2 protein-coding genes (1 of these 2 cut by a window edge) are annotated in these 24,003 nt (G+C 71.1%); both read left to right on the forward strand.

Annotated elements, in window-relative coordinates:
• Complete coding sequence (locus ACGF2V_RS20610) at nucleotides 1-483, forward strand: hypothetical protein (protein WP_362708188.1); 483 nt, start codon at nucleotides 1-3, stop codon at nucleotides 481-483.
• Nucleotides 484-24,003, forward strand: partial view of a UvrD-helicase domain-containing protein gene (locus ACGF2V_RS20615; RefSeq protein ID WP_362708191.1) — the 5' portion only. 7,584 nt of this gene lie beyond the right edge of the window; the window shows 23,520 of its 31,104 coding nt (coding positions 1-23,520); its start codon is at nucleotides 484-486; its stop codon lies off the right edge, out of view.

Here is a 24,003-nt window from a genome sequence, read left to right on the forward strand (position 1 = left end):
GTGAATCAGTACGGGCGGCGCGCGCAACAACACTGGCAGGAGTTCCGGCCCGGGCGCATCGCGGAGATCGATGACCCCGAGGCGTTCTTCACTGAGCTGGGCATCGATGTCCAGGACGAGGTGCGGAGCCGTTGGGCCGCCGAGCGTGTGACCGCGCCTGCGGTGGCGGGGGAGTCCTATCTCGAGCGTGCCGGCCGTCTGCAGCAACTGCGGCACGAGGCTGAGGCCCAGGTGCTGCGCGAGCTCGTGCTCCTCCCGGCCGAAGAGGACGTCGACCTGGCCGACGATCCGCACCTCACTGAGGCCGAGGTGGCCGAGGAGCAGTGGCGTGAGCAGCATCTACACGACCTGCTGGCCGGCCGCAGTAGGCCGGGGGACTTCAGCGCCGCGGAGCGTGAACGGCTGCGGGCAGGTGCTCCGGCCCGGCTGCTGGAGCTGACCGGTCTCTCGGATGAGGCTCTCGGCCGTCAGGGGCTGCTGTAAATGGCGGCCCAGGAGGGGGCGTTCCGCCCCGAGGACCAGAACGATCTTGCTCCGGCCGCGCCGATGGCCCGGCTGGAGGCGAACCTCGCCGCGCTGCGCGTGCTGCGGCTCATCCAGGGCGAGAACCGGGAGGCGACCAACGAGGAGCGCCGGGTCCTGGCCCGGTGGTCGTCGTGGGGTGCCCTGCCGAACCTGTTCGCCCCCTCACGGGAGCGGACGAAGAGTCACCGGGAGAAGTACGAGGCGGCGCAGGCGGAGCTGCGGGACCTGCTGAGCGAGACGGAGTACCAGGCCGCCCGGCGGACCACGCTGAACGCGCACTACACGGACGCCGCCTTCGTGAAGGTGATCTGGCGGGCCTTGCAAGCACTCGGGTTCAAGGGCGGCCGGGTCCTGGAGCCGGGCTCCGGGGTGGGCACGTTCATCGGGATGGCTCCTGAGGGGGCCGAGATGACCGGTGTCGAACTTGACCCGGTGACCGCGGCGATCAGCCAGGCCCTGTATCCGCAGGCCCGGATCCTGAACGAGGGCTTCGAGAAGTCGAGGGTCAGGACCGGCGAGTACGACGCCGCGATCGGAAACGTGCCGTTCCATTCCGCACGCCTGACGGACCCCCGTCACAATCCCGGCAATTTTCCGATGCATGATCATTTCATCATCAAGGCCCTGGAAGGTGTGCGGGTCGGGGGAGTGGCCGCGTTCATCACCTCCACCGGCACGCTCGACAAGTCCTCCAAGGCCGCCCGCGCCGAGATGGGCGAGCTCGCCGACCTGGTGTGCGCGATCCGGCTGCCCAACGGCGCCCACGCCGCAGCCGCCGGTACCGACGTGGCCACCGACCTCCTGGTGTTCCGCCGCAAGGCGCCCTCCCACAAGAAGCAAGGCGCCGTCTTCGCGAAGACCGAGGAGGTGAAGACCGAAGACGACGAGCGGATGGACGTCAACGAGTACTACCAGGCCCATCCGCGTAACGTCCTGGGCACCCTGGTGCCCGGCCGGCCCCGCGGCGGCAAGCACCGCCCGGAGGTCCGCGCCCGCGGCGGTGACACCGCAGCCGCGCTGAACAGGGCGCTGGAGCGGGAGATCGCGGCCGCCGTCGAGGCTGGCCTCGTCATGACGGAGAACCCCGCACGGCGCGAGGAAGAGGCCCAGGGGCCCGGCGCGCAGGAGCTGTTCGGGGAGAACGCGGAGCGGTTCGACGGGCGGATCATCGAGCTCGACGACGGTAGCTTCTGGTCGGCGCGGCTGGAGGACAGCGAACCGCACCCCTGCCCGAAGACCCAGCGCGACGAGCTCAGGGCGCTGCTGCTGATACGCGACGCGGTCTCGGAACTGCTGGACGCCGAAACCTCTCCGGACGCGGACGAGGCCTGGCTGACCTTCCTGCGCTCGACCCTGAACGCGCACTACGACGCGTATGTCGAGAAGTACGGGCCGGTCAGCCGCTTCACCCGGCAGGAGCGCACCCGCAAGCTCACCTGGGACGACGTGCCCGAGGAGCTGTCCGAGCAGCTGATGGACGCCGCCCTGGAGGTGACGGGCCGGCTCGGCTCGAAGCAGCAGGCCGCCATCGACAACCTCGGCGACGGCGTGATGACCGAAGCCGACCTTCAGGTCCTGCTCGGCTGGGACGCCACCAAGGCCCCGGCCGCGCTGCGCGAGGCACTGGCCGAGGTGCAAGCGGTGCGCGACGAGATGCGCGACACCGGGAAGCTGAAGGTCTGGGCGCGGGTCCCGCCGCCGCAGGGCGGCTTCGCCGACGACCCGCACGCGCCGCTCGTCTACGCGCTCGAGGACTACGACGAGGAAACCGGCACCGCCCGCAAGTCCGAGATCTTCACCCAGCGCGTCTCCGCCCCGCGCACCCTGCCCGAGAGGGCCGAGACGCCCGAAGAGGCCGCCGCGATCAGCCTCGACCTGCACGGCACGATCCGCCTCGACGTCATCGCCCGGCTGCTGGAGCTGGACAGCGAGCAGGCTGCGCGGGACGCACTGTTCGGAGTGGTGTTCGAGGAGCCCCGCACCGGGCGGCTGGTGCCGGCCGCCGAGTACCTGTCGGGCAACGTCCGCCTCAAGCTCGCCCAGGCCCAGGACGCCGCCGCCGTCGATCAGCGGTTTATCGCGAACGTCGCCGCGCTCACCGAGGTGCAGCCCAAGGACGTGCCCCCGGGGGAGATCCGCGTCAAGCTCGGCGCCCCCTGGGTGGACGCCTCCTACGTCCAGGAGTTCCTGCGCGGTCTGCTGCGCGATGAGTCGATCAAGGTGGAGCGGGCCGCCGGCTCCACGTGGACGGTCGACTGCAACACCGAGCAGAACGTGATGACGACCGCGGTCTGGGGCACCCAGGAGATGAACGCGGTCCAGATCGCCCGTGCCCTGCTCAACCAGCGGCCCATCCGGATCACCTTCACTCCCCCTGAAGAGGCCACCGCTGCGGAGAAGGCCCAGCTCCGGGCCGAGGCGATGACCGCGACGACCATCGCCAACAGGTACGCGGAGCGCATCAACGAGGAGTTCCGCAACTGGCTGTGGAAGGACGAGGAGCGCGCCGAGCACCTCGCCAACCTCTACAACACCCGCTTCAACAGCTTCGTCCTGCGCAACTACGACGACGCGCCCAAGCTGTCCTTCCCGGGCCTGTCCACCGCGTTCGACCCGCGCCCCCACCAGCAGGCCGCGGTCTCCCGAATCCTCAACGAGCCGTCCGCGCTGCTGGCCCACGAGGTCGGCGCCGGCAAAACACTCGAGATGTCCATGGGCGCCATGGAACTGCGCCGCCTCGGCCTGGCCCGAAAGCCCGCGATCGTGGTGCCCAACCACATGGCCGAGCAGTGGACCAGGGAGTTCCTGCAGGCCTACCCCGGTGCGAAGGTGCTGACCGCCTCCACCAAGGACCTGTCCACCCGCCGCAAGCGCAAGCGGTTCGCGGCCAAGGCCGCCACCGGCGACTGGGACGCGATCATCATGACGTACGGCGTCATGAAGGCGATCCCGCTCTCCGCGGCCGAGCACGAGAACTACATCGCCAACCAGCTCGCCGAGTTCGACCGCGACCTGGAGCGACGCCGCGCCAAGCTCATCGCCGAGGGTGAGGACCCCAACAACGACGACACCGTCAAGGAGGTCGAAGGCAAGAAACTGGTCCGCGAACAGGCCCTGCGCGCCCGGATGCGCTCGATCCGTGAGGGCGGCCTGAGCTGGGAGCAGCTCGGCATCGACTACCTGTTCGTCGACGAGATCCACAATTTCAAAAATCTGTACAACCCGTCCAACAACGCCGGGCTGAGCATTGCCGGGTCGATCCGCGCGACCGACCTGCACATGAAGCTCGAGTACATGCGGGCCAAGTACGGCGCCCGCGTGATCACCGGAGCCTCCGCGACGCCGGTGGTCAACTCCATCGCCGAGGCGTACGTGTGGATGAAGCTGCTGTGCCCCGACATCCTGGCCGCCGAGGGCCTGGACAACTTCGACGACTGGGTCGCCAACCACGCCGAGATCGACACCAAGATCGAGATCGCCCCCGAGGGCGGGCTGCAGACCAAGAGCCGCTTCGCGCGCTTCACCAACATGCCGGAGCTGCTGACGGCCTGGTGGGTGCCCACCGACGTCAAGACCGCCGAAGACCTCGGCCTGCCGGTTCCCGACGTGTTCGGCGGCGGCCCGCAGATCATCACGTGCCCGCCCACCAGCGTCAACGCTGAGATAGCCGAGACGGCCAAGAGCCGGGCCCGCGCAATTCGCTCACGCTCGGTGGACCCCAGCGAAGACAACATGCTCAAACTGGCCAGCTGGATGAGGCAGGCAGCCCTCGACCCGCGGCTGATCGGCTACGCCCTCGAAGAGGGCGAACAGACGAAGATCTCGAAGGCCGCCGATAAGATCGCCGAGCTGTACTTCAAGCACAAGGACGACGTCTACCAGGGCCCCAAGGACGCGGCGCCCGACGAACTGCCCGGCAGCCTGCAGCTGGTCTTCGCCGATCTGGGCACCCCCTCCAAGGACGCCCTCAAGCAGGGCAAGTGGACCGTCTACGACGGCCTGTTCATGGAGCTCGCGGCCCGCGGGGTGCCCACCGACGGCATCCGCTTCATGCAGGAAGCCAAGAGCGACCGCGAGAAGGCAGCCCTCTTCCGCGACGCCCGCAACGGCAAGATCTCCGTGCTCATCGGCAGCACGGAAACCATGGGAACCGGGACAAATGTGCAGCGGCGTGCGATCGCCGTGCACCACCTGGACTGCCCCTGGCGCCCCGTCGACCTGCACCAGCGCACCGGCCGCGTCGTACGCCAGAAGAACCTGAACTACGACCTGGGCCGCGACGTCCACGTCTACAACTACGTCACCGAGAACTCCTTCGACGCCTACGTGTGGCAGCTCGTCCTGGGCAAGGCCAAGTTCATCCAGCAGCTCATGAGCGGCAAGCTCACCGACCGCACCATCGACGACATCGCGATGGACCTCAACGAGTACATGGTCGAAGCCGTCGCCATGGGCGCCGGTGATCCGCGGCTGCAGGAAGTCGGAACCCTCCAGAACGAGATCCTCGGCATGGAGGCCGAGAAGCACGCCCACAACGCCGCCCAGTACGGGCTGCGGCACACCATCGACAGCGAGACCCTGCGCGCCGAGCAGCTCGAGGCCAGCATCTCCTGGCTCACCACCATCCTCGGCGACGCCACCACGCCCGGTACCCGCCGCTCCACCCGCGACACCGACTTCTCCATGACCGTCGTGGAGCGCACCGGCACCAAGCGCACCTACACCAAGCGCAAGGACGCCGCGCGCGCCCTGCACTTCCGGCTCATCGACGCCCTCGACGAACTGCGTGGCCAGCGCAACCACCCGCCGCTGGAGATCGCCGAACTCGGCGGCGTGCCCATCTTCGCCCGCCGGGACTTCCTCGACCTCCACCTCGACTTCGGCACCGGCAAGCCCGTGCCCGTCGACCACAAGAAGCTCACCACCGAACCCGCCTCCGTCTCCGGCACGATCCAGTCCCTCGAACACCGCCTCGCCCACCTCGAAGACGACCTCGCCACCGCCCAGAAGCAGCACGCCCACGCCATGGCCGAGGTCGCCAACGCGCAGCAGTACCTCGGCACCGTCTACCACGACGACGACAACCTCATCGAGGCCAAGGCGAAGCTCGCCGCCCTGATGGCCGAGCTGGAAACCGAAGCCCCCGCCCAGAGCAGCAGCCCCGCCGGCGCCGTACCCAGCTACGCGGGCGGCGCCGAGGACGGGGCGGCCATGGTCCGCTCCGGCGGGGGAGGAGGAGGCGGAGGCGGACGCTCCAGCCGCCGCTCCAGCGGCAGCGGCGGCTCCGGTGAATCCGCCGACGGCCCCACCGGAGCCGATGAGGAGCAGGAGGATTTCCCCCACTACACCGACCGGCTCAGCACCCTGATCGCCGAGCGGCTGCTGGCCGAAGCCCTGCGCGCGGTCATCGAATCCCACCCCGACGCCGTCAACAGCCCCGGCGCCCGCAAACTCACCAAGGCCGTCACCCAGCTGTACGAGGAGAGCCTGAGCCTGCGGGCCAAGCGTCTGGCGGGCGAGGTGCTGGCACCCGCCGCCTCGATCGTGCCGCCCGACCTGTGGCGTACCGCCATCGAGGACGCCACCAAGACGCTCGGCAAGAACAACCCCATGGCCACCGACCTCAAGCGGCTCGGCCGCCTGGCCACCCTGCACGAACAGCGCTGGACCGCCACTCTCGCCACCCCCTCGGCGCTGGCCCAGTGGGAGGACTCCGCCGAACCCCGCACCGACCAGTCCGGCGCCGAGGACGGCCGCGAGTACGTCCGCCTCGACGACCTCGGCCTGTCCGCCAAGTACACGGTCGGCACCGAGCCCGTCGCCGCCCACACCCTGCTGCGCCGCCTCATGCAGGACGGCCCCGCCCTGCACACCATCAGCAGCGAAGGCCGCCACCTCACCGCCCGCCGCCGCGACGGATCACGCCTCGAAGCCGTGTCCAACGACGCCCGCCTCACCGGCCTGGCCCGCCGCGCCGCGCCGTCCACCCCCGCAGCCGTCGAACCCCCGACCGAGCACCCGGTCGCAGAGAGCCCGGCCGAAGCCACCGGTCCGAGCACCCCGGCCGCTGCTCCGCCCGCGGCCGCAACGCCGGCGCCCACCGGCGAGCCGACTCCCGCCCCGGCGCCGCAGCCGCCCGCCGCCGTGCCGCCGCCTGCACCGGTGCCCGTGTTCACCACTCAGAGTGAGTGGGACGACGCCTTCGCCCGGGTGGATGCCGCCGAGATCGCACTCAGCGCCGCGGCCTTCGAGACCTGGGACCGTGGGGCCGTCCCCCGTGCCTTTGACCAGCTGCGCCGCGAGCTGTTCGCGGCGGTCGCCGCTCATGAGGACCGTGACGGGCACGACACCGAGGCCGCTCTCACCAAGTCCCTGATGAAGGCCGAGCGGCTCCTGCGCTCCCTCAAGGGCCGCGACCGCGCCACCATGCAGGCCCCCCTGAACGCCTTCACCGGCCTCGCCCGCACCTTCCTCGACCGTCACCACGCCACCCTGGCCCAACGCGCCGGCGAGAACGACCTGGCTCGCTCCATCGAGGCCCAGGCACGCGCGCAGTTCGAAGAGGAGATGAAGACCTGGAGCCAGAACAACCAACCCCTCATCCAGGCCATTCGTGACGGTGACGACGACACCGTCCGCGCCCTGGCCGCGGCGGACCCCACCGCCAACGGCACCCCCGCGACACAGGCCCCCACCCCTGCCCCGGCGGCTGAGCTCACGGAGGAGGCCGGGCAGGACACCGTCACAAGCGACGACCCCATGTCCCAGGCCCGCTGGATCCTGGGGGAGGACCGGCCCGCACCGTACGCCACGGACAACGAGCACGACTCCGCCACCGCCGCACGCGAGGCCCTGCACGAGCTGTACGACCAGTGGAGGGAAGACTTCGATCAGGAACTTCCCGCCGAACCCGGCGAAGAACTCAGCCTGGCCATCGCGGAGTTCGCCGACTCCTGGGCAGACGCTCAGCAGACCCCCGCCGCAGACTGGGGCCTTCAGCTCCAGGCATACACCCGCATCCAGGCGGCCACAGATGCGCTTGCCGCGCACCCGGACTTCGCACCGGCCGACCGCCGCGCCACCAACGGCCGCCTGCGGCACCTCGCGCGCGCTGCGGCCCTCCACGTCGACCGCCTCGCCCACACTCCACCGCCCGAGCCCGATGCGGCATGGCTGGTCGAAACCGCCCAGCTGTGGAATGAGCCCTACACGAGCGCCGAGGAGATCCAGCAGGCGCTCGCCGCGCTGGAGGAAAAAGCTGCGCGGCCCACCGGACCCGATGGCCAAGAGCGCAGCCAGCAGCAGCTCGACCTTCTCGCGGCACGGGTGGCGGCCGCCCGCACACCGCGCGGCGCCCTCAACCATCTGGTGGCCCTGCACGGCCTGGCCCGCGCCACGGGCCTAGACCTGCGCAGGTCGGGCGGCACCCTCCCCAGTTACCTGGGGCGTACGGCCCAGACCCTGCTCACCCATCCGGACCTGGCCGAGGCAGCCCTGGCCGGAGCGTCGCGGCCGCTCGAAGTCACCTACCGCAACCTCGACCCGGCACCCCCGTACGCGCGCACCGACGGGCGGCCCGACCAAGAAGGAATGGACCGCTCGCACGGCGCGCGCGTCAGCTCCGCGCGCCGGGCCCACGCGCAGCTCCGACCGAAGAAGGCGGTCACCGAACGGCGCCTGTCCCGTCTCCTGGAGGAGATCGACCGCCGCCCGCTGCACACGGGCGACGGCCTCATCGACCCGGCCTGGCCGCACCTGCTCGACCAGGCGGCCCAGCTGGCCCGCCAGGTGAGCCGCGAATACGAACAGGAGGGCTATCGCGCCCACCGGGAGAGCGACTTCCGCAACTTCGCGGCAGCCGCCACCCACCACGCGCGCCGGCTGCACGCCACCTTCATCGAATCGGACGGACAGCTCAACGCCGAGCTGGACACCCTCACCCAGCAGGCACTTGCCGACCCCGAGCTGCTCGCCGCGATGGGCACCCCCACCAACCCCCTCACCAGCAACGCCCCCGTGCCCTACGCGCCGGCCCTGCTGGACTGGCTGAGCGCACGCGCCGAAGCCATGAGCCCGCTGCTGCGCCACACCCTGCACGCCGACTTCACCCCGGGCGGCTTCACCGGCGCCTTTGCCCGCCTGGCGGTCACTGTCGCCCAGCACGCCACCGGCACCGAGCCCGCGCGCACCGGCCGTAGCTTGCCGCTCCCGCCCCAGTGGCAGCAGCACGCCGAGCTCATCGACCAGCTCCTGGACGCCGCCGCGACCGACCCGCGCACCGTCGGCCTCACCGTCAGCAACGAACCGTTGGACGGCCAGGTCGTCGACCTGATCCGCGACTGGATCCAGGACCAGGTCATGGAGCAGCTCGGCACGCCCAGCGATGCACGGGACGCCGCCCTGATCGACGCATTCTTCGGTGACGACGCGGCAATCGACCTGCTCGCCGCGCACGTCACCGCGCACACCGCGCAGAGCGCCCGACTCGCCCTGCAGCCCGCACCCGACACCCTGTATGCCGTCCAGCGCGGCCGCGAGGTGTTCGTATGCCGCGGCGCAGAGCTGCACGAACGCCTCGGATCCGACTCCGGCCTGCGGATCTTCTGGCAGGGCGAAGACCCCTTGGCCCTGTGGTCGCGCGACGGCGGCCGTACCGGCACCCTCCAGGTGCTGCCCGCGCAGGAGGACGCCGCGCGGTTCATCTCCACCGCCCAGGGCCTCACCGTCAACGACGCCCGGGCCCTGCTGTCCAACCACCCTGGCGACTGGCCCGGCCTGTTCGGCCCAGACGTCGACACCGACACCTTCGGCGCACTCATCGAATACGCCGCAACGCCGCGGCCGGACACCGACCCCGTCAACACCTCCCTCGAATCACTCACCACCTCACAGCCTCACGCCGCCGAGCAGGAGCCGACGACCAGCACCCTCGTGCGCGCCGAGCAGGCGGGGGAGTGGGCACTGGAAGTGCTCCACCCCACCCCCTTCCCGCCGGGACCGGAAGCCGTCCAGGCCGCCGACCGTCTTCTGTCCGACCTTGGGCAGTGGCTGGCCGAGCACCGCCCGCTGATCGAAGACGTCACGCCGTGGCATACCCAGGCCACCGAGGAAGCTCTTGCCGACGCCGCCGCGAGCCTGCCCGAACCCGGTGAGAACGGCGGACCGGCAGAGCACTGGCGCGCCATGTCCGAGGCCCACCAGCACCTGCTGCTCCTGCGCACAGAGCTGACCGACAACGGCGGGGCCCGCCCGCTGCACCCGGCCCTCACCCAGCTCACCACCCTGCTGCGGCACAGCGACAACTACCTCGCCCGCGCCGCTGCCCGAGGCATGCCCGAACTGCGCCGAGCCTCCCTGCGCAGTGCCGCCAAGAAGACCGCCTACACGAGCCCGCAACAGGCGGTCGCAGCCCTGGCAGGCCTGCAGGCCGCCTGGCGCGAGTGGGCCGAGGAGGTCGGCCCGCTCGACCAGCTCCCCTCAGCCGAGCGGCACTCCGTCATCGCGCTGTCCGCGCTGCTGGACCCGCCCAGGCCCGGCGCGACCCCGAACGGCTGGGTCGAGCTCCTCGACCAGGTCATCGGCATCACGCGCCTGCGCGCCGGGGAAGTCTCCGACCGCATGCTCGGCTGGCAGGCCCTGGACACTGTCGCGACGGACATGGGGCGGCAGTGGACCGCCACCATCGTCCACGAGCCCGACCACGCCGCGGCCGCCGTGCGCCAGAGCGGCATCCTGCAGCTGACACGGCCCGAACTGGACCCCGCCAATCCCCCTGCAAACCACAAGGACTTCACCGCCCGGCACAACTACCTCATCCGCCTCGCGCAGCGGGCGACGGAATCCGGCGCGCTGACGCCCGACGCGTCGGCCGGCGAGCGAACCCTGCTGCGCCTGCTGGAGCACCTGACCGGTGAGCACGGCGACCCGACCGCAGGTGTCTCCCCGGTTCTGCCCGCCCTGTGCCACCAGATCAGCGAGCTGACCCGGCAGGTCTGGCACGAGCAGTCCGAAGAGGGCCAGTTCGGCCACGGCGACCTGCTGATGACCCTGCACAGCACCGCGGCCCGGCACGCCGAGCGCACCCAGAGCCTCGTCGACGAAGCAGACCCGCAGCTCCAGCAGGAAGTCGCCGCCCTCACCGCGCAGGCCCGCACCGACGAACAGCTGCTGTCCACCATTCATCACCACGCCTCATCCACGGCCGAGGTGCCCCAGGCGCCGGCCCTGTGGGCGTGGCTGGAACAGCGCGAGCAGGACATGTCACCCCGCCTGCGGCGCGTCCTGCACAGCGACATCGGACCGACGGGCGACTTCGTCGGCCTCTTCGGCACCATGTCGCGCACCCTGCGCGAGGCCGCTCCCGCCCATGCACCGGCGCAGTTGAACCCGCTACCCGCCGCCGGCACCGAGCTTCCCGGCCGGTGGCAGCCGTGGGCCGAGCAGGTGGCCGCACTCGCGGACGCAGCCAGCAGCGACATCGACCTGCGCCTGCGTCTCACCGGCAGCCTCGGCGACGACGCGGACGACCTAATCAGCCGCTTCACCGAAGCACACCTCGCCGCCCACCAGGATGTCGTACCCGCAGGCTTGATCGAGCTGTACTTCGGCGCGGACGACGCGCCCACCACCGCCGCCGAACACCTGCACACCTACCTGGTCCGCGAAGTCACCGCGCGCCTGGATGCCGCATCGGCACCCGCGCCCGCCCCCGGGGCGCCGGTCCCGGCAGCCGCACTGGCCGCCTGGCATCTGGAGGACCCGCAGGGCATGGGCGAGGCCGAGGACCCCTACCCCGACCAGGCCTCCGCCCGCACCGGCCTCCTGCAACTCATCGCTGCCCTGGGTGCGTTCACCCGCACCTGGAGCGGACACCAGTACGTCAGCGAGAAGGCGCTCAAGGAGATCGCCGACGAAGCGGCCACCGAGCTCTGGCAGGACGCCACCGCCGAGCAGCTCGGTACCCGCCCCGACGCCGCGCGCTGGTGCGTGAAGCTCGTCGAACTCGCCCACGCCTTCCAGCTCCACCTCGAAGAGACCGAGGGCATCAACGAGTCCAGCATCAGCGCGCTGGCCTCGGCCGCCTACGAGCACGCAGCCCGCATGCACGTCACCACCGAAACCCTGGCCACCACCGGGGAGGAGAGCTGGCCGAGCGGAGCCGAGGACGCAGAGCAGCAGCGCGCCCGCGCCCTCGCCCAGACCATCGCCGAGCACCTTCCTGCATCCCAGCTGATGCGCGCCGCCGGCTCCGCGACTTGGGACGAGACCGTCACCTACACCGCCGCCGAGCTGTACGCGCTCGCCCTGCGCACCGGCGCTGAGACTCCGGTCTGGGACAACGGGGTCCTCAGCGTCACGGGAAGCGACAGCGAGCCGCGGATCTTCACCCCGGTGGGGGAGACGTCCGGCGACACCATGCGCCTGGCCATGCGCCGTCCCATCGGCGCCCCGCTCGAAGAGCACGCCCAGGCCTTCGAAGCCACCCTCACCGAGCCGATCACCATCGCGACAGAACTCGATGAGGTCGGCGCGGCGCTCAACACGCTGCACAAGGACGCGATGCGTCACCTGCGAACCGTCCTCAAGGACAACGAGCAGATCAACGCCTTCGACCAGGCCCTGCCCTTCATCGGCGGCGCGGGCAACTGGCACCGGCAGGCCGCCCAGGCCAAGGAGCTGGCGAAGGCTGCCGCCCGGACGCGCCATGCCGTCGAAGAAGCGATCGGACGGCACAGCCAGCACCACACGACACAGCCCGCCCACCACGCACTGCGTCTCATCGAGCAGGCCGCAGACCAGCTCGCCGACCACCTGGTGCCCGACGGCACCGGCACCACCGGCGAGACCTACCCGGTGCACGACATGCAGCAGGACCAGGAACGCATCACCGCGCTCGCCTACCTCCTTGACCACCTGCCCTTCGACGACAACATGCCGGCCGACGCGGGCCGGGTCCTCCAGGCGGCGCTCCGCCTGCGCGACGGGCACCGTGACGTCGGCGGACTTGCCGGGGAGATGCACCGCCACCACAAGATCGCGGCCGTCGCCAAGACCGTGCTCAACAACAGCGGAAACCAGCGCGCCTTCTTCGCGCTGGCGCTGCACAACCTGGCGCGCTACTACGTCGACCGGCTCGGCCGCCACCTGCTCACTCTTCCCACCGACGGCACCTCCGCCGACCGCGTACCCGACCCCGGCACACCGGTCACCGACGCGATACCCGTCCCGCGCGGCGCCCAGCCCTACGCCAGTGCCGCGCAGGGCCTCGCCGCGCAGGAGAACCTCCTGGAACTGGTGCGCACCGCGGTGCTGGATGGCCAGCGGCCCCTGACCACCGGCCATGCCCCCATCGTGCTGGCCGCGTTGATGCAGGCCCGTGAGCACGGCATCGTCTACAGCGACCACCGCACACTGGCCGCGTTCACGGAAGAGGTACGAGGCCAGGCACACCTGCACCGCCTCGACAAGATCGACGACGCGAGCACCCTGGAGGCCGCAGCCCAGGCCGCGTCCCAGCACGCCGGGAACCTGGCCGCCACCGAGCGGGACGCCGATCCGCGCCTGCACCTCGCGCTGCTGGAACTGCGCCGCCGGGCCGAGAACGATGCCGAGCTCGCCACCCACACCGAACCCGAAGCCGATCCAGAGACCGCCCGGCAGGCCGTAGCCGACTGGCTATACGGAACCGCGTGGCAGCACGAGTTGCCCGCCGAGCAGACCACCCTGCTCAGCGACGTCATCGCCCGCAGCGGGGGAGACGTTCTGGGCGAAGGACCCCTCGCCGCCTGGTGGAAGACCCTGCAGGCCACCCGCCCCGCCGCCGTCACCACGGCCCTGCGAAACGAATTCCCCGGCGGCACGGTGCGCCGGTCGATCACCGCGTTCCGCAACCGGCGCGCCCCGCTGCTGGACCAGATCGAACAGGTCTTGGCACTGGACGCGGTCCGCGAGAAGCTCGCCAGCCCGCACACCGACGACCTCGGCGCGGCGGCCCTGCGCTGCCCGGCACGCATCCTGGCCCGCGACGAGAAGCTGGACCGGCGCGAGGACGCCTACCGTGCCACCCTCGACGTGGCCCGGGCCGCCCGCTACCTGGCCGAGCGCGCCGCTCACCACCAGCTCCCGGACGCCGACCAGGTAGTCATCACCACCCTGGCGGCATCCGCACAGGAGCTGGCAGCCGACTGGATCGCCTCCGCCGACGAGCCCCGGATCTTCCCCGACGGCGAGCAGGCCCCGCTGTGCCCGCCCTCCCCGGCCACCGCCCCCATCGGCACCGTCACCACCGCCGAACGCGCCCTGGCCCAGGTTCTGGACGACAGCGGGCTGGTGCCCGCCGCATGGGGCGGCGGCGGATACACGCTGGCGCCGAACCTGGACGGCACCGTCGCCATCACCATGACGATGATGCCGTTCGAGGCACCCAACGAGCGCGATGCCCGCATCTGGAGCCTGCACGCCCTGGGCTGGCAGCCCGTCACCGTCGACGAGGACAACCCGCGCAGCGCCCACCGCGGCGAGGCCCGCCACGTCACCGTCACCCCGCCCCGCGGCCTGGCCGCCGAACGCCACCAGCTCGCCACCGAAGTCCACGCGATCCTGGACGCCCACCGCCGGCGCACCGACCCCACCGAGACCTTCCAGGTGCGCACCGCCACCGAACAGGACTTCCCCGGCGCCAGTGCCGCCACGGCCGTCATCGCGACCGGACGCATCACCCTCGGCTCCGACCTCAAGCGCGCCGGGTACACCACCGAACGCCTTGGCGCGCGCGGCGTGGTGGTGCGCTGGCCACAGGGCGCGGTCCCGATCGGACCCAACAGCCCCGCCCACAACACCCGGCCCGCCACGGTGCGCCTCACCGCCGTCAAGGCTGCCCTGCAACCGCTGCGCGCGCAGCTCACCACCCTGCTGTTCGCCGTACCGGACCGGCACCCCGACCTCGACGACCTCGCCGGGCTGGACGCCGAGCTGACCGCGCTCGACGAGGACTTCCCCCTGGCCAGCAACCCTCCCGGCGTCCTGGACCAGTCGGCCCGCAGCCACACCCTGCAGCGCACCCCCGCCTACCGCCTGCTCGACCTCCTGAAGCGCGAGGGCGCACGCCGCAACGAGGACCTCGAGCGTGCTCTGGTCGAGGCACACGGGCAGGGCGCCGACCGCTTCGTCCGCGGCCTCGCCTCCACGCTGCAGCGCCTGCTGGACGCATACGCCAGCGGCCGGGACGATGTAGCCCGTACCCGGCTCGCCAACCCCCACCCCACGTGGGAAGAGGAACAGCGCACCCGCGGCCACGCACCCACCCCGGCCGCCCAGCCGACGGCTGGCCCCGCGCCGTCCAGCGATACGGCGGGCGCCGAGCACGACACAGTCCCCGACGACGACCAGCAAAGGGTCCTTTCTCCGGCCGCGGGCGCCCCTGCTACCCGCGAAACCGGGGAGTCGGTGCGTCCCTACTCGAGCGCGAGGGAATGGCGCGACCACCTTGCCGAAGTGCCCGTGTCGCCGCTGCATTGGGACGCGGACCACGACTTGGCCGAGGCATTCCGAGCGGCCGACCCGGTCGCACATGCACTGCTATTCACCACCGGGCTGAACGACCTTGCCCTGCATCCGGGCGAGGTACCGGCCCCGCCTGAGGTCACCATCCCCTACGCGTTCCAGCTCGCCGACGCCGCCGACACGCTCGCTGCGTTCCTCACAGACCAGGGCGCATCCGAACACGCCCGGCAGCAGGCCACAGCATGGGCTGCCGTGATGCGGCAGAGTGCACAACGACTGCAGCAGACTGCAGCGGACGGCCACTGGAAGCACCTGTCCGCCTCCCTGCCCCAGGGAGTCCCGCCCGGCGCCCGGGAACGCAACGCCCGCCGTACGCAGCGCGCCACACGCTCACACGGGTTCACCGCAGATCCCTGGCGCCTGTATGCCCCCGCGAGTGGCACCGACGCCGGGCCCTGGGAGGGACACGACGTCACGCACACCGCGAGGTCACTGATTGCGGCCGGGGCCCTGGCCTACACCGACACCGACGGCACGGTCGTCGTCGACATCCCGGCCCATCCGGGTGCGGTACGCACGCACCGCCTGGTCTTCACCCCCCTGGATCCTCAGGCAACCCTGGACCACCTGGCGACGCTGCCGCGGTTCGCCGCCAGCGCCGACGGCGCCCGCTTCGAGCTCCTCGACGACCTCCTCGACCACCTTCGCTCCGACAGCCCGGAGCTGGCCGAACCCGGTCAGAGCGCCCTCGCCCCCAACCGGGCCGCACACCTGAGGGCGATCGCCGACTCCGGCAGCCTGGCCCTGACCCCCAGCGGCAACCTCGCCGTCTACGAACACCCCGGCGACCGGCAGTGGCACGTGGCACTGCCCGGTCCGATGGCCGACCTTCCCGGGGCCCCGGCCCTGGCCGACAAGCGCACCGCCCTGCGGTTCGCCGCCCGCGTCGAAGCGGTCCTGGCCGGCCCCTCCGAGACCGCCTTCCCGTTCACCTCGCCCCTGGCCGGACACGTCGCCCGCCTGTGGCGCACCAGCTCCGGTGACACCGTCGAGGAGGTGGTGCACGCAACAGCGGTCGAAGACGGGCATCTGCCGGCCGACACAGAGAACGACGGTGAAGCCCGGCGCACCCGGCAGGACACCGAACTCGCCGCGGGCTACAACACGATCGCCACCATCCGGGACCTCACCCCCGGCGACCGGATCAGCTTCCGCCACCAGGTCACCGCGACCGACGTGGCCGACAGCCGCCTGCGTGGCGCGACGGCGCCCGCCGTGGGGGAGTGGGTGACCGTGCGGGGCACCGTCACCACAGCCCCGAACCTGCGCGAACGCACCGACGACCATGGCCAGCCCATCGACCTGCACAGGGTCATCAGCCTGGACGACGCCACCTGGATCGACCACCAAGGACGCAGCGGACCCGCGTCCTGGATCCATGGACCGGCGCCCCGGCACCAACTGCGGCGCCACGCCCGCATGCCTCATCTCCTGCAGGAACGAGCCACTGCGTTCCTCAACCGACTGCCCAACAACCCGGCGCCGGACGGCGACGCCGATCGCCGCCTGTTCAAGAAGGTGCAGCCCAGCGCCCCCAGGCGCCTGGCTCAGGACGCCCTGACCCGGCTGGCGCAGGGCGTCAGCTACAGCGGCGATCCCTCCCAGGACCTGCACCTGATCAGTGACCTGCTCCGCGACTTCGACAAGCGTCTGGGAACCGGTTCCGGTTCCTACGCCCAGACACGGCAGCACGCGCGACAGTTGGCGGACGACATCACCGCGGCCGCCGACCTGTACCCGCCCGGCGAGAGGGCTGCTCGGGGACGCGGCCGCCACGGCTGGGACCTTGTCTACCCCTGGGAGTTGCAGCCCGGTGACGAGGTCTGGGCGGACGGCTTTGAGAGCTCCACCTCGCAGCGCACCAGCAACGTCCACGGCCGCGTCACCGCACCAGGCAGCTTCACCGCCGCCGGCGACAGGCTGAGTGTCTTCCCCAGCCGGTATGGCAAGGGACGCAACTACACGCTCGCGCACACCATGAGCCGCCCGTTCCATCAGGTGTACGTGCCGTTGACCGGGCTGGTCGAGCGGGCGCCGCGCCTCCTGCGGCTGCCAACGTCGCCCGACCGAGCGCACCACCCCGACAACAACAACCTTCCCGCCGCTGCCCCAGCACCTGCGATGCAGCCGCAGACAGCACTGGCCGCCCAGGCACAGTCCGGTGCCAGCCCTACGGGCGAAGCACCCTCCGGCCCTGCCGCCGGGCCCGGCGAGGGCCAACGCAGCGGCCACGACCAGCGGGCCGCCGAGCCGCTCTCCGGGGACGGCGCCGGCCCCGGCACTCCGCCGCCCCCCGCACCTGGCGGCAACGACGAGGCCGACCAGCCTGCCGAACAGCCGGGAGACAAGCAGCCGCAGGCCACGGCCTTCACCCACTTCAAGGAGAGCAGCGCGCCGCGCCGCGCTCTCAACGACGCCATCCGGGCAGTGGCCCGCACTTCCCACTTCAAGCGACAGGCCACTCAGCCAGGTCCCGAGACAGCGCTGCGCGAGGCCCTGGATACCTTCCGTCGGGTCTCCCTGCGTGACCCCCACGACTTCCACGCCGCCGTCGAAGCTGTCCACGCGGCCGTCACCGCCGTGCAGAGCGCCTGGTCGGACACGACGGTGCCCGACGATGCGGCACAGGCTCTGGCCGAGCTGGTGCAGGCAGCCGACTCCTTCACCGCCACCACGGACGCCTGGGAGCCCCTCTTCGACAACGCGCCGCGCCCCACCGGTGCGCAGGCACAGGCGGCCCCCGCTTCCGTGCCCACAGGCCCGGAGTCCGACAGCCCTGCCGCACCGGCGGGTCTCGAGATCGCTGACTGGGCTGTGCCCGGCATCTCCCTCGCCCAGCAGCACGCCGTCATCCGAACCATGATCGACGCCTACGGAGTGCTCGCAGTCGGCGAGCCGGGATCAGGACTCGCGGCATTCGTGCGGCGGATGGACGACCCCGCCCAGTGGCACGCCTGGCGCGAGGAGCTGGTCGGCTCCGGCCGCGGCATCTGGCTCGGAGGACCCAACCTCCCCGAGGACCTGCGCGCCCTGGGCCGGCTCGACCCCGCACCCGACGGCATCCTGATCACCACCGAAGGAAGCCGCACCTGGCCCACAGTCCGCATGGTGATGCGCTGGGAGGAACTGTCCGCCTGGATTCAGCTGGGGCTGAGCGACCAGGCGCGCCGCGAACTCCTCGACGCCGACGAGGAGTACGTCACCGCCCTCGCCGTCACCCCGGACAGCAGGGCCGACCGGACCCGTCTTCGCAACGCCGAAGCGACGATCTGGGACGCTGTGCGAGCCTCCGGCGCCCCGACCCCCCAGGACCTCGCCGCGTCCTGGAACCGCTACCTGGCCCCCGCCGCACTGGAAGCGGACTCGCTGTTCGACCTGGAGCCCACCTCCCCCCAGGACGGCCCCTACACCAGCCTCGAAGAGTTCACCCGCGCCACCACGGACATGATCACCGCGGCATGGGCGCTGGCCGCTCATCCGCAGTGGCCGGCCACCGACCCGCGCACCTCCCAACTGCGCGAGGCGATGGCAGCCGTGCGGGCCTTGAGTCCCAGCACGCCCTCTGAGGTCGTCCGACCGATCCTGATGCTGGCCCGCGCCACCCAGAACCCTGCCCTTCGGGAAGTCCTCCCGGCAGAGCTGGATCCCGTCTTCACCGCGCTCGCCGACCAAGCCCGACAGCACGCCGACAAGACGGCCGCCACCGCATGGAGCGAAGCGTGGCGGCAGGTATTCCCCACCGCGATGGAACCCTGGTACGAGGACCCGTTCCTCATGCCGCGCCTGGGCTACCCCGACCCGCGCCAACGCCCCCTCGCAGCACTCCCCATGGAGGAGCTCGGCGACTACGAGGCATTCGGCAACCAGACCTACGAGCAGACCACCCGCCCCGGCAACCCTGACCGGCTGTGCTACCGCGTCCCGGGCACCGACGACTACACCGTCGTGCAGGAAGCCATCTGGAGCGGCCCCGCCTACACCCTGCGCACGCCCGACGACACCATCGTGGCGACCCTCGTCAAGGAGGGCTCGGGCTGGCACACCGTGATGGGACAGCACCTGCCCGGCAACACCACCCAGCCGCTCACCATCCTGCCCCCACAGCCGTACGGGTCGGACAACTTCCACCACGCGGTCCTCAACGCCCTGCGCGTCTGGGCCGAGGAGAGCGGCGAGCCCCTGCCCGGCCACACCACCTACCCCGACGCGATGCGCGTGTCCTGGGCCTTCGCCGAACTCGAACCCGGTGCCGCCGCACTGCGCATCGCCGCACGCCACACCTGGCCGCTCACCTGCACCCAGCAGCCCGCCCTCACCCGCGTCCTGGATGCCCTCGACCAGGTGCAGGCGCACGACCGGATCCAGCTCGACGACAGCCAGATCCGCACCAAGGCCGACGCCATCGAGCGCCTCGCCCCTGCCGTGGCCGCGCTGCGCACACAGCTCGAGAACGAGCAGCAGCACTCCAGCGACCTGTACGGGCTGGTGCGGGTGCTGTCCGGACACGTCCACGAGATGCCCGAACGGCTGCGCACCTTCGTCGACAGCCGCACCATCCCCGCACCCGAACCTGCACCAGTTGCTACGCCGACGCCCGAGACGGCGGCCCCGGCATCGGAGGCCTCGATGACCACCACCCCCACATCCGGCGATGACATACCGGTGACGGAGGGAGGCGTCTGGGAGCCCGACTACCCGGTGCCCGCCACTGTCGGCGAGCTGTGGAGGACCGCCCGGGCCCGCGGGTGGAGCATGACTCGCGAAACCATCTCTGGCAGCTACAGCACCGACCGGTTCAAAGTCATTCTGGAGGCCCGCACGACCGTCGGACACTGGAAGTTCGGCCTGGAATGGGGGCTGCGAAAGGGGCGGTACGCCGCCGACAAGGAGCGGTCCTGGGCCTGGTGGCCCGACGGTCGCACCGGACCGCGCGGTGGCGAAGTACATCCGACCGTGGCCGATGCCCTCAACGCCATGGCCCGCTACGCGGCGATCTCCGCACCCGCCGAGGAGCCCGGAGTCCCCACTGAGCAGGCGGTTGCGGTCGAGCAGACGGCTGCCGTCCCGATGGCTGCGGCCGAACCGGACACGAGCGCCGGTCTGCCCTTCGACGCGCAGGAAATCGCGAGCATGCCTGGCTACTGGTGGCGGCTGGAACCGCCGCGCGAGGGTGACCACGACGATGTCGAACGCATCACCGTGGGCCACGGCACCGAGCGGGTCGGCCACGGGCACGGCTCCGACAGCTCGGACAACACGGCCAAGTGGAAGATCGTAGTCGGCACCGACTCCATGCCCGGCGAGCGCACCCCGTTTGCCACTGCCAGGAAGATCGCTGAACGTCACCACGCACTGGAGGAGGCCGCCCGCCTCACCGGGCCCCGTGACGCAGAGACGGTGTGGATCCACCATGAGCGAGAGCACGGCAAGGAGACCCGCACCTACGTCTTCGGTGTCGCCGCAAGCGACAGGGACGTCGTGGCGGCTCTGGAAGCAGAAGACTTCATCCCTATGCCGAGCGCCGGCGCCTGGGTCCAGCGCAAGGGCACACGCCCGGAGACCCGGGCCTACAAGACGGGCCTGTTCGTACGACGCATGCTCAAGCATGGTCGCTCCATCGCCGTCCACTACAACCGTGATGGTGCACCCGCCGACACCACCCTTCCCGAGCTCGACGACGGGCGGCGCGGCGCACTCGACTCCCTCAGCCAGGGGGAGCGCAGGGACTGGAGCCCGATCGAGTTCCAGACCGGGGACCAGGTCCTCCTGAAGGGCTCGCACACTTGGTGGCACACCGTCACCGACGTCCAGCCCCGGCAACTTGCCGTTGAGCTGGAGACCGTCGTATACGGCGATGTCCTTGCCCGCCGACGCGGCCAAGACCTGCTCACCGCCAGCGACCCGGTCGGTGAGATCACCACCGCCCGCCCCGGATCCATCAACCTGCGCGGCGAGGCCCCCGAGGTCCTCGAAACCGAACAGGCACGGCTAGAGCTGCCGCTGGCCGACCCCGCGCACGCTCCTTTCGTCGAAGCACGCCAGGCCCAGATCGCGACCGAGCGGGAGCGGGTCTCGGGCAACCTCGGAGCCACCGAGAAGCGGCGGGCCCGCCTGCAGTCGGTCCTCACCAACAAAAAAGCGCTCAAGGAGCACGGCGGCAAGCTGCTGGCCAATGAGTGGGGCGAGCCCCTCGGAGCGGTCGTCAAGAAGGAGTCCATCGAGAACCTGCCGCGCATGAACAGCGCGTACAAGTGGTTCTTCATCGACTTGGACGGCAATCCACTGTTCCCCCTGGACCGCAAGGGCGCGGCCCAGGGCGACGCGATCCGCCGCGAGGAACGTCTGCACACCAAGGCACCGGCCGGCTGGCGGCGCAGCAACTGGAGCCAGGTGGAGGCCGGCACCGTCATCCGCCTGCCCGAGACCGAGGAGAAGGGCCTGACGCCGGAGAACTGGTCCGAGCCGCTCACGCTGATCGCCACCCACCGCGGCGCCGACGGCTCCCTCACGGTAGAAGGCACCCGCGACGGACAGACCATCCAGCGCGAGTTCAGCCGCGTCGACGCTCTGCCGGGCCCGCTGCGGGAGGCAACCGGGACCTGGGCGGTGCGCCCCGAAACCGTCGTCGCCCGCGCCGCCCGCCCCGCGCTGCTCGAGGCCCTGCGGCACACCCACCCCAACGTGGTGCTCCCCGGCAGCAGCCTCGAACTCGCCGACGCGCTGACAGCCATCCGTCGTGCGGAGGAGGCGCTCTACGAACGGCCCACCCCCATCCCCGTCCTGCGCGAGCAGATCACTGCCGCCCGCGACGCTGCCGCCCGACTGGCGGCCGATGCAGAGCGGACCGGGTGGTCGGAGGTCGCCAAGCGGGCACAGGCAGCCAACGCGGTGGCCCAGCACTGGGCCGACGCCTTCGAGGATGTCGAAGCCACGGCCCAGCGACTTCAGGGAGCCAGCACCGCACCGGAGCCTTCTGCAGCTACCCCCTCCGCTGACCTGCAGGCCATGAAGCAGGAGCCAGCTGGCCAGCCTTGGACGCAGATGCGCCGCGAGGACTTCGGCAGCGCCCCGGCCTCCGAGGCCGCGCAGTCGGCCGGGCTTCCGGAAAGACAGATGCAGCTCGGTGCAAAGACGCAGGACCAGCCCCCTCTGTCCGATTACGACGCGCTCCGCCTCGGCGGCCGCGCCCTTGCCACAGAACTGGCATCTCGCGCCACCCTCGCTGATGCGGTGACGTACGACGATCTGCGCGCGGTGCTGCTGGACGGTGCCGCCATCGGGCACATCCGGCCGGACGGCGAGGGCTGGAGGCCGCATGGCGTCGACGCGGAAGACCGTGGCGAGCTCTTCGAGAGCCAGACCGGTGCCATCGCCTGGGCCGTCGCTGCCTTCGACCGCCGGCAGTCCGAGCCGCCGTCTCCTGACGCCGACGTTGAGCCCGAGCAGCCCCTCCGGCAAGAGCAGGAACAGGACACCGCCCAGCAAGCCCCGGCAAGCTCAGGAGAGAAGGCGCACGGGGCGGTCAGTATCGACCTGGCCTCCAGCTCCCTGTCTGCCTGGGACGCCATGCGACTCCACGGCGAGGAGACGGCCCAGGCCCTGCTGGACCGGGCCACGGTGGGAGACCTGCGGGCCGATGGACACCTGATGCGTGCACCCGTCCTCCTGGACGGCCAGGTCGTCGGCTCCATCGTCACCAGGCCCTCCGGCGGGTACGCCGCCACGACCATCGACAACTGGACAACCAAGGACCCCTACGAAACCCCGACCGGAGCGGTCGCCGCAGTCGTCCGGGCCTACGACATCTGGGAAGACACCCGCGAGGAACGCGAGGCACGCCATCGCGAATTCGCCCTCGACCAGGAACCGGCCGTACCGGCGGGCGAACTGCCCGACGGTGCCACACCCGTGCCCCGCCACCCCGAATACCACGAGGTCAGGGACTTCCCCGGCGTTGTGGTGTACGGCCCGGACCGCAACAGGATCGGCTCGGTCGATACCCGCACCTACGGCCAGGGCAAGCACAGGACCCTGTACGGCGATAGCCCGCTCAAGGGGAAGGACACCATCGAGCAGTCGGTCCGTCACCTGGTGGAAGCCCACATCTTCCTCCACGACCAGCCCAACCAGCAGCTCTGGACGGATGTCTGGATCGAGCACAACCACGAGCACACCTACGTGTGGGGAGCCGCCGAGCAGTACCGGGAGCTCGCCTTCGCGCTGGAGCTGGCCAGCGGCCCGCAGGGATTCAACCGCCGCGTCGTGGACGGCCCCCACCGGCAGCACGGCACCGATTGGCATGCCCTCCCGTCGAACTACTCCTACGAGACCCGCACCCAGAAGCTCGACACGCTGCGTCAGATGATGGCCCGACGAGGACGTGACATACCCGTCTTTGAGAGCCTGGAGGCCAAGCAGGCGGCTTTCGCCGGCGACCCGACCCCCGTCGACCCGCAGGACTTGCGCTTCGCCGCGATCCCCGACTCCGAACCGGGCTCGGCCTTCAACACCACCGCCGAGGTCCGCAAGATCCTTCGAGACATCACGAGGCTCCACAGCACCGGACTGCGCTACAGCACGGCCTGGTACCGCATGACGAAGACGCTGGGGGTGGAGGGGCGTCACGACGCACGGCGCCTGAACGCCGCGATCGACGCCGTGCGGGGCGAGGAGCTCTTCACCGTTCCACAGCCGCTGGCACTGGCGCGCACGGTGGAGCTGGCGCGTGCCGCGCGTGCGGTCGCTGACCGGCTGCGCGACGAGAACACCCCGGCTCTCCACCGGCGGATCGAGGAACTTGCCAGCCTGGCAGAGCCGCTGGCTGCGCGTACTCTCACCACGGCTGAGCGCCCGATGACCTGGCAGGCCGTCTTCAAGACTCCGGTCGCCGACGACTCCGCGCTGGGGTCCTACCAG

Source organism: Streptomyces sp. NPDC047982 (assembly GCF_043204165.1).
In the GTDB taxonomy this organism is placed as follows: Bacteria; Actinomycetota; Actinomycetes; order Streptomycetales; family Streptomycetaceae; genus Streptomyces.